Below are 16507 nucleotides of genomic sequence, written 5' to 3'. Positions count from 1 at the left end.
CCCTATACTTTTGGGATGGCTTTTTATTTATAATTTAATTGATAAATTTTTAAGCCTTATTACAAATCCTTAAATTTGCAACATCTAATAAAAAATAATGGAAAGTAAAAAAGAATTCTTCTTGGAGTGTTATAAGCTAGGCATCATTAAATTTGGAAGATTCACTTTAAAAAGTGGTATTGAAAGTCCGTTTTATGTTGACCTGAGACCTTTAGCTTCAGATCCTAAAATTTTAAAGAATCTTGCTAATTATTTATTGGAAATGCTTCCTTTGGATAATTTTGATTTAATCTGTGGAGTTCCGTATGCTGCTCTTCCTATGGCAACAGCTATGTCACTGGAAAGCTATATTCCGCTTATTATCAAAAGAAAAGAAGCAAAAGATTACGGTACCAAGAAAATGATTGAAGGAATTTACCAGAAAGGGCAGAACTGTCTTTTGGTAGAAGATGTTATTACTTCCGGAAAATCTTTATTAGAAACCATTGCTGAAGTTGAGCAGGAAGACCTTAAAGTTGCTGATATCGTTGTAGTACTAGACAGAGAGCAGGGAGGGAAACAGCTTTTAGAAAGTAAAGGATACAGAGTCCATACCCTTTTCAATATCTCGGAAGTATGTACAATTCTTCAGGAAAATGGAGAACTTTCTGATGAAGAGGTGAAAAGAATTCACGATTTCCTTTTAGGAAACCATATTCAGTTTGAAGAAAAAATAAGAGGTTCTTATGAGCAAAAATTAAAATCAGCTCAACATTCTGTTTCTAAGAAACTATTAGAATTAGCAATCACCAAACAATCCAACCTTATTGCATCGGCAGACGTTACCACCACTAAAGAATTGTTGGAGCTCGCTGATAAAGTAGGTCCACACGTTGTTGCATTAAAAACTCACATCGATATCATTTCTGATTTCGAATATGAAAAAACCATCACTCCTTTAAAAGAATTAGCTGCTAAACACCAGTTCTTACTTATGGAAGACCGAAAATTTGCTGATATTGGAAATACTCAGGAACTACAGTTTACAAGTGGTGTTTTTAAAATTACAGATTGGGCAGATTTCGTTACATCACAGGTAATCGGAGGTTTTGAATCTTTAGATTGTTTTAAAAATGTAGGGGTTGTAGCTATTATAGGCATGTCTTCTAAAGGAACATTAACCACCAACAGCTACCGTGAAGAAGCGCTTAAAGTATCTTTATCTCATCCCAATGTTATCGGTGGGGTATCTCAAAACCCAATTCCTGAAGAAATTTTATTATTTACTCCTGGAGTAAATTTAGCAGATTCAGGTGATGGAAAAGGACAGCAATATAATACTCCGGAACATGTTTTCAAAAATCTTCATACCGATTTTATTATTGTAGGAAGAGGAATTTATAAATCAGAAAACCCTCAGGAAGCAGCCATAACTTACAAAAATGAAGGTTGGAAAGCCTATGTCAATTCTTTAAAAAAAGCTTAATAGTAAATTTATAAAATCTGTATAAAATAAGTTATATTTGATACTTTATCACAGTATTGAGAAAGATTAGTATTTGCCTTATTTTATTTTGGGGAATTGTACAGGTTTCTGGACAAAAAGACAGTATATACATTGAAGCGAAATTATCTTCAGATAAAAAATTGCTGGAAATAAGCCAGGAATTGGTATACTATAATAATTCGTCAAAAGATTTAAACACCATAAAGTTCCTTAACTGGGTGTCCGCTTATAAAAAAAGAGGAACATCTTTAGTTTACAGAAAGCTGGAAGACAGGAACAATGATTTACACTTTGCAAAACCTGAACAATTAGGCCAGCTTTTACAGCTTACTGTAAAAAGCTCTGGAAATTTGGTTACTCCGGTAGAGAATACAACAGAAGAAAACCTGTTTATTCCTCTCAATAAACCACTTCATCCTGGTGAAAGCACTAGAATTCAACTGCATTATCAGATGCAGCTTCCTGATAAAAAATTTACAGGCTATGGAACATCTGATAAAAATATAGCTTTAAAATATTTCTTTATTGTTCCGGATCATTTCGATCCGGACAATATTTCTAAGAGAAACTACCACGATATCGAGGAATCTATCAGTTTCAATACTCATTGGGCTGTAAAATTCGACACTCCATCCGAATACTTTATTAAAAGTAATCTGCCTGAAACCGAGACCAACTCATTTAAAGGATATTTAGATTCAGATCCCGAATTTTTATTATCTCTGCGAGAATATCCTTCCATTATTATTAATACGGAAGACATCAAAACCGAGATACAATTTGGATATCCTTTATCACCACAAGAGAAAGAAAATCTTGAATTCTACCTCCCGCTTCATTTAAAATTTATCAAAGAAAAAATAGGAACCATTCCAAGCCACTTGTTCATCTCTGATAAATTCAGAGCTAATGAAGATTTTTTTGGTAACAATGATATCAGGTTTTGGAGATTTAAATTCCAGCTGTTTACTGATGCTGAAAAAGCTGATTTAGATTATTTTGGAATTATTGCCAAGAAAGTTCTTGACGAAAGTATTATTACAGATAAACAAGATGATCATTGGTTTAATAATGGCATAAAATCTTATCTGGAAATTCAGTACCTGAAAAAATTCTATGGAGAGACTAAACTTTTAGGGAAATTACCTGAGGCTAGAATTTTCGGGATAAAACCTTTAAAACTATTTCATGCATCCAATGTGAAATTGATCGATCGATACGGTTTAGCCTACCAATATATCATGTCTCAAAACCTGGATCAGAAAATTGATGAAAAGTTCAGTGTGTTAAGTAACTTCAATGTCATGGCTATCAGTAGCTTTGAAACGGGAAGCTTATTCAATTACTCAGCCGATAAAATGGGATATGAGAATTTTGACGACTTAGTGAAAACCTTTATTGCTAAAAATACAGATAAGCCAATCGATGCAAGAGATTTCTTAAAAGAACTTGCTGAAAAAGATAACCGAACCAGCTATCTGGCCGACTTTTTAAAACAAAAAAACAGGGTTAATTTCAAATTACAGAAATTCAAAAAAGAAAACGATTCACTGCATATTAAAATCACTAAAAATACGACCTCTCCTATTCCGGTTAAACTAGAAACTCAAACGACAGAAAAGGAAAAAAAAGAATATTGGGTAGAAACAGATGGGAATGAAAAATCGACAACAGTTACTATTCCTGCTTTGGATATCTATAAAATTACACTGAATAACGATTATATTTTCCCTGAAGCTCAATATCGGGACAACTTCTTATATTCCAAAGGACTGTTTTCAAATGCCAAAAGGATTAAATTAAAGCTTATTAAAGATATTCCTAACCCGGAATTTAATGAAATCTATATAAGTCCTAGGATCCGCTTCAATAATACCTATGATAAGTTCCTATTGGGGTTCAACTTTAAGAATCAATCATTTTTTGATCAGAAGTTTCTTTATTCAGTCACCCCCACTTATAGTACAGGTACAGGAAAACTCACCGGTTCCGGAGCTGTCTCCTATTCTTTTTTACCAGCTGAAAGCATCATCAGAAGCTTAACATTTGGAGTTTCAGGAGCCTACTTCCATTACGACTATAATCTTGCTTACAGGAAAGCATCAATATTTTCGAATATCAGCTTTAGAAAAAACCCACGAAGTACAGTAGGAAGAGGAGTCAGTATTTCTTATAATTATTTTGAAAGGGACCTAAACCCTTTAAGGATTGCCAATAGAGACTATGATAAATATAACCTGTGGAGTATAGGATATGGATATACGGATAACCAGATGATCCACGAAAAAAGTCTGAGTGTTAGCGCCCAGGGGATGGAAGATTTTAATAAAATCACGGCAGAAGGCTTTTACAGATGGGAATTCGCACCAAAGCAAAAGCTCAGTCTCCGACTGTTTGCCGGATATTTTGTCAGAAACGATACCAGAAACAATACATTTGATTACGGAATCTCAAGAGTATCCAATTATTCTTTTTCTTACAACCTTTTAGGTGAAAGTGCCAATAGCGGTTTTTTATCCCAACAGTTTATTCTGGCTGACGGGGGTTTTAAATCTTTCATCCCAGGAACCGTAAATCAGTGGATTACTTCCTTCAATGTGGATACCAGTGTATGGAAAATATTTCATGTCTACGCAGATGCCGGAGTTTATAAAAACAAAAATAATCCAACTCAGTTTATCTGGGATAGCGGAATAAAGTTAAGGCTGATTCCGGACTTCGTCGAAATCTTCTTTCCTATTCAATCTTCATTGGGCTTTGAACCAGGTTTTAAAGATTATGCTAAAAGAATACGATATACTTTGGTTCTTAACTTAGGATCCATTATCAATGCTGCCAGAAGAGGATGGTATTAAAAACAAAACTGCCGCTCATTTTTATGAAGCGGCAGTTGTATATTTAACTCTTCAATTTATTTAGGTAATCCAAAAAGTATTAATTTATCAGATTGATTTATAAATTATTGATTACTTTATTCGGGAACGAGCGTGAAATTCGCGCCAGCAGGGGTAATCTTCTTGAAGCTTCTGCTAACGGATCGACAACTCCCCATCTTCCAATATCCGGCATATACATCCTCGCTCCATAATCATACATTCCCGTCTCCTGCAGCTCCTTGCCATTATACTTATAGTTTTTATATGAGCTTGCTCCGAAATAAGCATTACCGGTTTTCAAATGGTTCATTCCAAAGGGGTAATAGTCGTTGGCATCCGTCAATTCAAGAGCGCCTGCGCTGTTTCTTCCGAAACTTATTCTTACATTTCCTAAATGATCTTTATACTGATAAATATACTGATTTTTTATATAGTCATAAAAACCTTCTGCTGTTGGAATGAACTGTAATGTGGGAACTGCTAGGTCAGCAGTAATCAGAGTTTCATAAGGACCGGCTTCATTTTCAGGTTCTCTTATTGGGGAAAATGCCTCGGGTTCGTATGCTCTGCTTAGTATCATTTCCGAAACTCCACCCCCTCCTGAGCTCGTAGAAGTACTTTTTAAATACTGAAAGCCATCCAGATAATCAGTCTCCTGTGTATTCGTATCTGTTCCCGCAAAACCTGTAGAAGTTCTAATGTTTTCTTTTCTCAGTTTTACACCATCAGCACGGTATTTTGTTTTGATATTTGTGGTTACTTGACCCAAATCGATGTTAATAATATTGGGAAGACTCAGGTAATTATATCCAATTCCTGTAATCTGCTTATCCCTCATATTTTTCATGTTCCCATTCAAATCATATTCAATAGGCCAGCCTTCTATACCTTCATAACCGGTCTTGTTTCCGCTGTCATCTTTGATTTTTGTTGCCTGATTTCCGCTGTAGGTATAAGTAAGGTTGTCAATGACGGTAGGCGTATTATTATTCTCAATGACAGAAGTCCTGTAAAGGTTGGTGATATTCCCGTTCAGGTCATAAGACAGGGATTCTGTATTTTCTCTACTGTTAGGATTATTGGGGTTTTGGTAATAACCTGCCGTCAATCTGTTTAATGCATCATAAGCATAGCCATATCTTTTCGGAGTAATGGGAGGATTGGCGCCTAAACTTTCAACAGCCCGCCAGTCTACTTCAGCAATATTTCCATTGAATCTAGGCTTTACATCTTTTCCAGCAAATAATGAAGGGGATGGGTTGGTAACACCATCCTTCTGGTTATATTTAATTCTATAGGAAAATAATTTTCCACCTAAGTTGGGAACGGTCATCTGATCTTTATTGATATCCGTCAACCATCCCCTGATATTGTATGCATAATCTATCTGTTGAAGCGGTGCAGCAGCACTTACTCCACCTACTTTCTTATTTTCCAGCTGGGAGATTCCTTACAATGTCCCTTTCTACATAAGCATGTTCATGCTTTTTAAAGTCCATATTTTCTCTATGAGCAATAGCTAAAAACTATTTTCCGTGAAAACTTGATTTAAAGCTATGGAGGAACCTTTATAAAGTTGAAAAATTATTGTTATACACATGTGTTTTCTATCGGAAATTATCCCTACTTAAGCTCAAGAAAACACAAAAGAGGCTGCCTCAAAAGTATCCCACCTCTCGGACTCCTGTCTGACAACTTTTGCCATTTAGGAGATTCTCAGAGTATTATTTTACCTTTTGAGACAGCCTCTTTGTTATTGTTTTGTCACGGATTACAAATTCGTGAGATAGAATATTAATTTTTATTAAACTTCTTAATACACTGTTCAATAAATTGTGGTTGTGTAAATATTACTTTTTTGTCATTTACATACATAAATAATGAATCGTTTTTAACTGTGTTGGATTTTTTTTCAAACACTTTTAAAAGAAAAATAGCCTGATAATTACCCGTTTTATCTTTTTTCGGTTCCAGATGACTTACACTTTCTGTAATTTTTATTTCGTGGTTTATACTATCTTTCACTTTTGCATATTTTAACTCAACTTGTTCAAAATCCTTAACTGTTTTAACATTGTCAAGCTCTTTTGATAATTGTTGCTGCTGTTTATTTAATATTATCAATCTTTGAGTAGAATATTGCAATAAGAGGTCAGCCTCCTGCCATTCTTTTAAAGTATCTAATTTTACAAGCTGAATTGATTCTAAAGAAGAACCGTCTTGTTTAAGTTCTTGTTTAATTTTTCTTTGAATAGATTGAGTTAATTCTTCTTTAAAACTTTTAGTTTCATCATTTTTACAAGAAAAAATAATGAATAAAATTAGTATACAAATTATTTTAGTTTTCATATTATCTTGACTTCATTATTCTTCTTAATACAGAATCCGATTTTCTATCATATTTAGCACCATCAGCATTAACTCGATTTATCATTGAATCCTTTTGACTTCTTGACATATTAGTTTTATAAACATCCTGAGTTTTAACACCAACACCAGTTATTCTGTCTCCAGATCCTCTATAAATATTAAGACCAACTGCTTGGGAACCATAAAAACTAAGTGTATCGGGGTTTGCTGCTACAGCATTTGAAGAACTGTTTGTTGATCCCGCAGCTGAAAATGCCAAATCTCCTAATGCCATTATATCCACCCTATAAGCCATGAGGTCTTTCCAGTCATTTCCTCTACTTAAACTGTTAGCCATTCCTCCAAAGTAACCTCCAGCATCAACTATTTTATCTATATCCCCTCTAAAGAAAGGATTGTTATATTCCTGAGGAGCCGCCCCTCCAAGGTTTGCATAAAAGTTTCCACCTTGATTCCCTAAATGCGATAACCATTTTGCAAGATCAAAACCCGGTTTACTTGTAATTGTAGTACCTATTAATGTGGGAGCAGAATCACCGTTATTAAATAATTGCCCATCTGCTGTAAAAGAACCATCAGGATTTAAATTAAATTCCTGAACCGTTTGTCCATTTTCAACGCCAAGCACTCTTGTATTATTTATAGCTGTTAAGTTAGTATAACCATCTAATTCAGCACTACCATTATGCCATTCAATGTTTTGAGTTAGATTATTCTGGTACCAATCTTTTACTTTCCTTCCATCCGGATCAATAAATCTTATTGGATTATTGAACGCATAATTGTAAGGACTATGACGACGCATTTGCTCAGCCAGCGGATCCACAACACCCCATCTTCCAATATCTTGCATATAAAATCTAGCGCCATAATCATACATTTTCATCTCTTGTAACTCTTTTCCGTTATATTGATAGTTTTTATAATTAATTCCAGCGGAGAACGAATTTTCATACTTTAAATGGTTCATTCCATATGGATAATAATCGTTCTGATCTAAGATCTTTAAAGTTTGTGTATTTGAATCCCTTACATAGCTTACTCTCACGTTCCCTAAATGATCTTTGTACTGATAAATATAACGATTTTCTTGGTAATCATAATAACCTTCAGAAGTTGGTGACAAGTATAATGTGTGTGATGGAAAAAAAATACCTTCTTCATATTGAAAGCCATCTAAGTAATCCACTATTTTAGTGCCACCTCTACCTCCACTTCTAAATAGCTTTCTAACTTTTGTCCCATCTGATCGATAAATATATTTGGTTGTTTGTGATACATTTTCGAGATTAACGGTAAAGTCATTGGGGAGGTTAAGATGATTATATTTTATTGATATTATATCTTTATCCAAATGCTTAATCATGTTTCCATTCAAGTCATAGCTAATTGTATTTCCTCCACCTGGATAGCCATCTAAATTCTGAACTATATCAGTTACTGACTGCAACCTATTCCCTATATATTGATAGTTAAGATCATCAATTAATACTGCAGTATTTCCAGATTGGATATTGGCTGATCTTTTGAGATTGATAATATTTCCATTCAGATCGTAATCCATCTTTTCAAAATATTCTCTTGCTGATGGATTGGTATCTCTTTGATAAAATCCTGCCAGTAATCTATTTAAACCATCATATACATACCCATATCTTCTTAAATTATCATTAGGAGAAGATGCCGTCTTCCAGTCAACTTCAGCAATATTTCCATTAAACTTAGGGAGTACCTTCAGATTAGAAAAGTTAACATTCGGAGTTTGTAGTCCTTCTACCTGGTTGTATTTTATTTTATACCCAAACAAATCAGTTCCCAGGTTAGCAGGATCATTAATATGAGTCAACCATCCCCTGATATTGTATTGATAATCTACCTGCTGAAGCGGTGCAGCAGCACTTACTCCACCCACTTTCTTACTTTCCAATTGGGAGAGCTCATTGTATTTATTCTGGGCTAAAATCTCAAGAGGATTGGAACCTACCTTATGCCGATGCATCAGAAGTCTGTTCTGATGGTCATAGGTGAAGTATTCGTGTATCTGTCTTTCGGCATCACCAGCCAACCTTTTATGGTAAGTACTGATTCTAAGAGGTGTGCCAGAAAAATCAAGCTGATGGTTAAGAATGGTATATCCTCCCAAATGATTAATACTTCTGCTTCCCATCACCTGACCTTTGGAATTATACCAGGTGAAGTTTCGGGTCCAGGCATCATCTTCTATATTTTTAATATACGAGGCTAAAGGTAATCCTTTGGTGCTACGATCCTGTGAAGGATTGTCGGTCAGAAGCTGATAATTAAAAACATTGGTTACTGCAGGAGATCCCGGAGGATAGGTATCGTAGTAATTAACTGAGTGTGCTGTTTCAAAGTAAGGAAAATGATCATTGGTATAATAGATCGGCATTCCGCTTTTGGTAAACGCTGTCGTAACTCTGTTCTCTGTTATCACATTACCTCCAATCATATTCTGCATTTCAACTCTGTTTCCTCCAGGTACAATTCCTGTCATGATTACCCTTCCCAGCTTATCATATTTGATAAAAAGCCATTTTGAAGTAGGGCGCATGACTGCATCCTGTGTAAAGACCAGCCGGTCTGCTTTATCATACACCATATGCTCCCATTCTTTACCCGGAAGTTTCTTTTGTACCAATCTGTTTTTTCCATCATAATGATACTGATAACAATGATTAACCAAAAAGCCATCTAAAAACTGGACACCTACTCCTAGGCTTTTAGCAGCATTAGATCCTTCGGGAGGAAGGACAAAAGCCAATTGGTTATATTCATTATAGATATAATAGGTATCTGCATTCTGACCGGCTCCTACTACTTTTCTGACTAAAAGAGTCTGGCCCTGGCCATTTTTAAACTCTATGGTTTCATTGCCATCTTCATCCTTTACTGAATTTTTATACAATTGATTGGCTTTATAAAACCCACTTGCAGAGTTCCCATCATTGGCTGCCACTTTTAAGATGGAATTCGTTCTTCCTTCCATGAAAGTGGTTGTGGTCACATATTTTCTGACCTCTGTAGCCGTATTGGTTCCATAGTCAAACTTTACCGGTTTTGTGTTCCAGGCATTACCCACCTGTTTCTGTTCCAGTATTCTATCCAGAGGAGAATTTTCCAGCGCCTTTTCTGCAAAGATCTTTTCCTGCCCATAAACGCTGGCCTGGGTGGCATTAGCTAAAGGATTGGAAATAATGAGGCTGTCTCAAAAGGACAGTCTCTTTTTAGTATTTCATTGAAAAAAGATTTCGATATTTTGAATAAAAAAAATATCTTGGAAAAAAGAAGATATAAGTCAAAAAAGCAGTCTGTTTTAGGCTGCTTTTGACATTTTCTTTAGATTGTGGGCAATTGCGAGTATGCCGATTTCTACCTCGACTTTATTTTTTCCCCGAAGCATGAATCGTTTAAAATTTTTGTTGTGTTTGAGCTCTGCAAAAACAGGTTCAACATCATGGCATCTTTGTTTTCTGAGTTTGATGCCCTTGCTGGTATTAAGAAGTTTGAAAACCTTTTCTCTGATTTTTGCCAATTTAGGATTGTTTTGTGAAGTGGTTATTTGTCCCGATTTCTGATCTTTTCTGAAGTAATTATATTTAACATAAGCTTTTATTTTCTTAGATTTTAACAAGTTGTAATTTTCTTCTGAGCCATAACCAGCATCAGCAACAAGCTCTTTGGGAGCTTTATGATAGCTTTCTTCAAAACCCAGTAAATGAGTCGCTAATGTTTTGGTGTCTGTTGGGTTGGGATGAATTGAATAATGTAAAATGAATTGTCTATGGGTAGAAATTTGTAGATTGTAAGCGGGTTTTAGTTGTCCGTTTCGCATATGATCCTCCTTCATTCGCATAAAAGTAGCGTCTGTATCGGTTTTGGAATAGGAATTTCTATCTTCTAATAATTCTTGCTGTTTTTTATATTTCTCTAAATTATCTGCCCAGTTTTTCTTAGCATAATTCAGTTTCTGACGAACTTTTGAAGCTACTTTTTTATCTTTCAAAACTTCATTGATCTTTTCGATGGTTTGAGTTACTTTTTCAGAATCTACTTCTTTAAAATCAATACTTTCTGTATTTTCAAGCTCGTCTTTGGCAACTGTTTCTGCATAGTTCCAAAGCTCTTCTAATTGCTCTGCAATCCTTTCTTTGTGTTTTTGACAGCTCTTCCCCAAACAAAAGTATAGCGATTGGCATTGGCTTCTATCTTGGTGCCATCTACAAAAGTGGTTTTCAGACTTACCAAACCTTCCTTTTCCAAAAGAAGAACAATTTGTGTGAAAATAGCTTTAATCTCACCTTTCAATCGTTCACTACGGAACCTGTTTAAGGTGTTATGATCGGGACGGCTCATTGCAGAGAGCCACATAAAATGGATGTTTTCTTTCAAGGCCTGCTCCATTTTGCGGCTTGAATAGATATTGCTTAAATAGCCATAAATCAAAACTTTCAAAAGCATTTTTGGGTGGTAGCAAGATGTTCCGCCAGGTTTGTAGGTTTTAATTAAGCTTTTGATATCCAAGCCATCAATAATGTTTGAAACAATTTTCACAGGATGTCGCTCATCAATCAACTCCGATAAATTGGGAGGAAAAAGCAGATTTTCTTTGGGGGTGTAATCTTTAAAGACTACTTTTGACGTACTTAACACAATGCAAATTAATCAATTTGCAACTATTAGGAAAGCGAAAGCTTTCCTTTTTGCATAAAAAAGGCTATCTCTTTTGAGACAGCCTCTTGTGCCTGGGGAACAGGAAGAAAGTCTTTGACCTGTCTTCCGAAACCATCATACTCAATATGGGTAACCACGTCTCTTCTTAAAGGAGAGGCTTTGATATTAATAATTTGTTTAGGTCTCCCTAAACCATCAAAATATTCTACGGTTTCTGCAGTTTTGGTAGGTTGATTACTGGCATTATAATCAAGGTATGTTTTAGAATAAACATAATTTTCAGTCGGGCTTAATTGAGCATGGGCTAATCCTGCGATTAGCAAGGCTCCTATAGGGATAATTATTTTGTTCATCAGGGGTTAGTTTTTATAATTGTACTTGAATTCTTTTACCAGATTTCCTGTTTTGGAATCCTGTCTTATTTCTTTCAGCCTGTTAGCGGTGTCATAGATATACACTTCTCTGATTCCTGATGGAGGGGTAATACTGGTTACACCAATTAAAGGGTCGTAAGTATATGTTGTGATCTGGTAATTGGATAAACCTGAATTCTTTCTAAAGTTATCTAATGCCGTAATGAGCGCAGGTTCCTGAGCGGGATTAGCTGCATCAGCATTGGAAGCATTGACAATGGTAGTGATCAAAGATTGGGTAATATCAGATAATTTAGCTCCTTCTATTTTAGCAATAGGGTGAGTTCCATTGTAGCCCCAGATAATTGTTGTTGAAACTCCAACTTTTGAGGTATACTGCTGAATGTTTCCTTTAGAATCATATCGATCATAGGTAAGTTCGGTAATACCTGGTAATGAAAGATTGGAAATATCATAAGAAAGTACCGAGGTCGGTAATACCAATCCTGATGTTTTTGTATTCGCTTCAGTTTGAGTTTTGGGATAAATGGTTTCTACCTTTGATAAAGTTTTAGTACTATTTCCAATAGTTTGAGTGGTCATTGTTTCTAAGGGAATCCCAACCATATTTTTACTGATCATCAACTGGTTTCCTTTTTCATGAGCATATCGGTAGAGGGTTTCGGTTTTAGATCCATCGGCATGGAGGGTTTTCTGGCCGGTGGGTTGTAGGTGATCTGCATTGGCATAATCTTTTGTAACCTCTGTAACAAGTTCCTGAGAACCATAATAATCTGTTGTCTTTGTCCCTTTTTCCAGATCCCTTAAAACTCTAATGGTATAACGATCAAAATTGTAAAAGGAGTTCATCGAATTAGGGAATTTCTGATAAAGCCCAGAGTGTGTGGAGCTTGCATAAGTATAAAAAGGAGAGATCCTTATCCCTTTTTTCTCAACTGGGTCCGCTCTTCCCATCAGTTTCTCAACTTTTTTTATCGGTACAAAATTATTATTTGTATCTTTCATGTAATAGATCCTTTTATCTTCCTTCTCTATTCCACCTGACAGGTTGGTAAAACCATAATAGTTACCATAATTATTAAAGTGTGTTGAGTACTTCAAAAAGGCATAATAATTTGGGGCTATACCTTCCCGATGATAGTATTCCGTTTTATCTTTTGCCAATTGAGCATTAAAATCTTTGTAAATTTTGTCGAAGCTGTATTCTGTTACCTTTGGATAATATATGTATCCTAGTTGATTGAATAAGCCTAAGAATGGATTTTGGTTAGTGAAGCTCAGTACCCTCCCTGTGTTAACAGTACCATCCTCACTTATAGATATTTTGGAACTTTCATTGATGGTTGAGTGAGAAACAGAGAAATCTTCAAAAGGATTGCCATATCCACTACCATCGGAACCATACCGGTATTCTTTAATAAGATTTGGAGTACTTTGTTCTCTGTCTCTGGAAATGATCCTTTTGATCCGCATTCCAAAAAATTTATCTGCATTTTCTATATGGTAAGCTTCATCATAACCCTTATACTTATGGGCCTCGTATTCAAATTCCCTGATTCCCCCTGTAGGAAATTTTATACTCTTTAAAGAGTAATAATGATTCGGTCTATCCAGGGAAGTGATTGGTTCCATTGCTGGAAAACCAGGAACATCACGTAAGGGAGTTTGAGATATATTATAGCTTATTATATCGTAGGTAGTATTATAGTCTTGTACAGCGTCCATAAGTGTTATATTATCAACAATGCCAACGTATCGTGGAAATATAAAATCGGGGATTCCCTCATCATTATAATAGCCCCACAGATCACGCTTATTATGGGCGACATTTTCGTCATAATATGAAAATACGTAGGTTTTGGCTTTGGGGTCTATTCCGTCATAAATATGGACTTTCTCCAAGAAAATTTTTTGGGCTATTTTATAGATAAAATCTACTTTTCTTATCAATGTATTCTTGTTGTCATATATTTTTATACTTTTAATTCTATTACTTGACCCATCCCTATCATATTCAATCCTTTGCCCATTGGACGTTGTCATTCGATCAACTACAAGGGATTCCTGAGGACCTAAAACTTCGTTTTGAATGTCAGAAGACAATGCATCATAAACAGTTCCATAATAAGTCTTAGTTGCGACGGATTCACTTACTGTAAATACATAGGTAGAATTGTACCGGGATTCGCTATTTGTTTTATAGGAAAAATTTACAAAATTATTTTTGGTATCAACGATTTTGGAAACATACCAAACCTGGGTATGTGCAGGGGGATCTGCTGAAAGGGTATGGTATTTTGCGTTGGGATCTGCAAGGTCTTTGCCAAAATAGTACTTAATACCATTTTTATCTACCGCATTAAAACTTTGGATAGCCTTGTAATTTGATTGATTGTTTATATTTCCCAGTTCGTAATTAAATTTTACCGCTTTTTGGGTTGAAGCGATTTTCTTTGTTGCCAGGTTGTCAATAAGAAATTCGCCGTTGCTGTCAAGCAAATTGAAGCTGAAAATATCAAAATCATTGTCATATTGCTCTACTAGAGGTTGTGCACCTAGTGAGAAAGAGCTAAATGAACTCAAAAAAGTATCCCGGTGGTATCCCGGCTTTGAAAGATAAGAGTTGGTGATTTCTTCACTTGGTCTTTCATGAGCTTCATCAGCTCTTCCATTCACAATTCTTGATATCAAGTACGTAGGGGATATCTGCCATCCTAAACCCACTTCTCCGGGTTGTTGGTTGTATCTTATCCCGGCAGTCCTGTAGTTCAGTGTTATCGGGATATTAATATCACCAGCTTTCAGCGTATAGAGAGGGATGTCAAAAGAAGCCACACCGTTCAGTAAATTGACATCATATGTCGTATATTTTTCCATCTCCATCACCGATGGTGGTGGCGAGACTACTTTTGGCATAAATCCTCCCGTGTCCTGAGAATAAAAACAGTTGAATAAAAACAGATTCACTACAAGAAATAAATATCTTTTCATTTTTTAATAATTTTAGTATTAGCGGTTTTATTAGTATCCGTTTTTACAGTAACCAGATAAGCTCCCTGAATTAAATTCTGAGTGTTCAGCTTAGTCACTCTATTCTTAGTTTTAAGGCTCTGCAATTGTCTTCCGCCCATATCATAGAGGTTGATCTCTGCATCTTTGAAATCAAATCCAATTTCTACATACGCATAATCTGATACCGGGTTCGGATAGATTTTAATGTCTTGCTTTTCAATTAACTGATCAAGCTGTTTGTCTCCTAACTTCACAATCTTCCAGTTCTCCTTTCCTAATTCCTCTGCGCTGGTTCCTGCCAGGATGATCGAACCATCTTTATTTAATTTCAGGTCTGACAATCTTTCCTCTTTTTTCTTCTCCTTTCCTTTAACATGTTTTCTCCACTGTTCACTTCCATCCTGATTTACATACAGCATCCAGAACGTTTCATCATTAGATTCTATTCTTCCTTCCGCCTGGGTGTAACCTCCGAGTAAGATGCCCTTAGTTGCTGGTTGAGAGTTGCTAGTTGAGAGGCTACTAATAGTACTCATACTCATTAGAACGTCTCTGTTTCCTAAATTGTAAGATTTCTGCCATTGCTCGCTTCCTCTTTCGTCTAGTGAAACCAGCCAAAGGTCAGTTCCTTCTTCAATCCCTACGGTCTTGTTTCCTGATCTCTCAGATCTGGACTCCCCACCTATAATATATCCGTTTGACGTTAAAGCAAGGGTTCTTACATGATCATCTCCTTTTCCTCCAAAATTCTTTTCCCATTCAACTTTTCCATCTTTGCTCAACTTTACGATCCAGTAATCACCTTCTCCGAAATTCTCAGTGGTTTTGGATTGATAAGTAATAGGTAATGAGTGATTAGTAATAGTAGAACGATCAGCTTTTGAATTGGAGATCATCTCTTTTTCATTACTCATTACTGATTGCTGATTACTCATATTCACAGCTTCGCTGCGTGAGTAAATCCCTACCAACGCACCTCCATCTTTTGTAGGAATCATTTTCTCTACTTCATCTAGTCCTCTCGCACCTAAAATCAGTTGTGAAATTTCTTTTCCGTCTTTATCAAGCCTGATGATCCACACATCTTTGGAGCCATAACCTTTAGAGGCATTTTGTACATTACCGGCTACAAAGAATCCTAAATCCGTGGTTTGAATAACAGCTCTGGCTTCTTCATCAGCAATTGTCCCTAACGTTTTCTGCCATAATTCATCTCCAAACTCGTTGATTCTTATCAACCAGATATCGCTACCTCCTTTGGAATCTTCTTTTTTATCAAGACCCTTACCTGAATATGAGGTTCCCGAAACTAAAAATCCTCCCTCCTGGGTTGCTACCGTTGCAGAAAGATAGTCATGGTTATTTCCTGAGAAGTATTTCTCCCAAACCTGCTCTCCCTGTTGATTGAGCTTCACCAAATGAAAATCGTAACCGTTATTCTGATTACTGCCACCTGCTACCTTTTGGCTGCTACCTGTTTGAATAGCACTTCCTGTAATTAAATATTGCTGATCAATAGTAGTGGTTACCTGGCTCAGAAAATCCTGAGTAGAGGATTTAATATTTTTTTGCCAGAGTGTTTCCTGACCAGACACAGTCAGAATAGTACATATCGAAAATGCACTCATGTAGAGTTTCTTCATCTATATTTGTATTTTAATTAACAATTGAAATAAATCTATTACATTCTATTACTT

The 16507-nt window shown here is 35.8% G+C and carries 8 protein-coding genes and 1 pseudogene; 2 read left to right on the top strand and 7 right to left on the bottom strand.

Annotated elements, in window-relative coordinates; all coding sequences use genetic code 11:
* Nucleotides 1–97: 97 nt before the first annotated feature.
* Entirely contained in the window at nt 98–1465 is a 1368-nt protein-coding gene (gene pyrF, locus CJF12_RS17795) for an orotidine-5'-phosphate decarboxylase (RefSeq protein ID WP_034687244.1), read from the top strand.
* 56 nt (nt 1466–1521) lie between these two features.
* Entirely contained in the window at nt 1522–4341 is a 2820-nt protein-coding gene (locus tag CJF12_RS17790; protein ID WP_228379124.1) for a gluzincin family metallopeptidase, read from the top strand.
* Nucleotides 4342–4438: 97 nt separating this feature from the next.
* Here the strand turns inward: CJF12_RS17790 and CJF12_RS20420 are convergent, their stop codons facing one another.
* From CJF12_RS20420 to CJF12_RS17755, 7 genes and pseudogenes are all read right to left on the bottom strand, one after another.
* Entirely contained in the window at nt 4439–5719 is a 1281-nt protein-coding gene (locus CJF12_RS20420) for an RHS repeat-associated core domain-containing protein (RefSeq protein WP_051887384.1), read from the bottom strand.
* Between the two features lie 437 nt (nt 5720–6156).
* Nucleotides 6157–6711: a hypothetical protein gene (locus CJF12_RS17780; protein ID WP_034687242.1), complete on the bottom strand. Its 555-nt coding sequence runs from the start codon at nt 6709–6711 to the stop codon at nt 6157–6159.
* A gap of 1 nt (nt 6712) precedes the next feature.
* The gene (locus CJF12_RS17775) at nt 6713–9832 is read right to left on the bottom strand and encodes an RHS repeat domain-containing protein (RefSeq protein ID WP_095591197.1); all 3120 of its coding nucleotides are present in this window, start codon (nt 9830–9832) and stop codon (nt 6713–6715) included.
* A 234-nt stretch (nt 9833–10066) separates the two neighbouring features.
* Nucleotides 10067–11403 (bottom strand): annotated as a pseudogene (locus CJF12_RS17770) (IS1182 family transposase).
* Between the two features lie 26 nt (nt 11404–11429).
* Nucleotides 11430–11777 carry a DUF6443 domain-containing protein gene (locus CJF12_RS17765; protein WP_095591196.1) on the bottom strand — a complete coding sequence of 116 codons (348 nt, stop codon included), beginning with the start codon at nt 11775–11777 and terminating at the stop codon, nt 11430–11432.
* Between the two features lie 6 nt (nt 11778–11783).
* Nucleotides 11784–14789 carry an RHS repeat domain-containing protein gene (locus tag CJF12_RS17760; protein ID WP_095591195.1) on the bottom strand — a complete coding sequence of 1002 codons (3006 nt, stop codon included), beginning with the start codon at nt 14787–14789 and terminating at the stop codon, nt 11784–11786.
* Nucleotides 14786–16453, bottom strand: coding sequence for a T9SS type A sorting domain-containing protein (locus CJF12_RS17755; RefSeq protein ID WP_095591194.1), 1668 nt, complete (start codon nt 16451–16453; stop codon nt 14786–14788). The genes CJF12_RS17760 and CJF12_RS17755 overlap by 4 nt, the downstream gene beginning before the upstream one ends.
* Nucleotides 16454–16507 lie beyond the last annotated feature (54 nt).

The organism is Chryseobacterium piperi (assembly GCF_002285635.2).
Classification (GTDB): domain Bacteria; phylum Bacteroidota; class Bacteroidia; order Flavobacteriales; family Weeksellaceae; genus Chryseobacterium; species Chryseobacterium piperi.
Note: the sequence above shows the minus strand (reverse complement) of the source record. Positions and strands in the feature narration are given on the sequence as shown.

What these genes read in the sequence shown, in the direction of transcription:
- pyrF (WP_034687244.1), top strand. Translation starts at nt 98, where the DNA reads ATGGAAAGTAAAAAAGAATTCTTCTTGGAGTGTTATAAGCTAGGCATC.
- CJF12_RS17780 (WP_034687242.1), bottom strand. Translation starts at nt 6,711, where the DNA reads ATGAAAACTAAAATAATTTGTATACTAATTTTATTCATTATTTTTTCT.
- CJF12_RS17765 (WP_095591196.1), bottom strand. Translation starts at nt 11,777, where the DNA reads ATGAACAAAATAATTATCCCTATAGGAGCCTTGCTAATCGCAGGATTA.
- CJF12_RS17760 (WP_095591195.1), bottom strand. Translation starts at nt 14,789, where the DNA reads ATGAAAAGATATTTATTTCTTGTAGTGAATCTGTTTTTATTCAACTGT.
- CJF12_RS17755 (WP_095591194.1), bottom strand. Translation starts at nt 16,453, where the DNA reads ATGAAGAAACTCTACATGAGTGCATTTTCGATATGTACTATTCTGACT.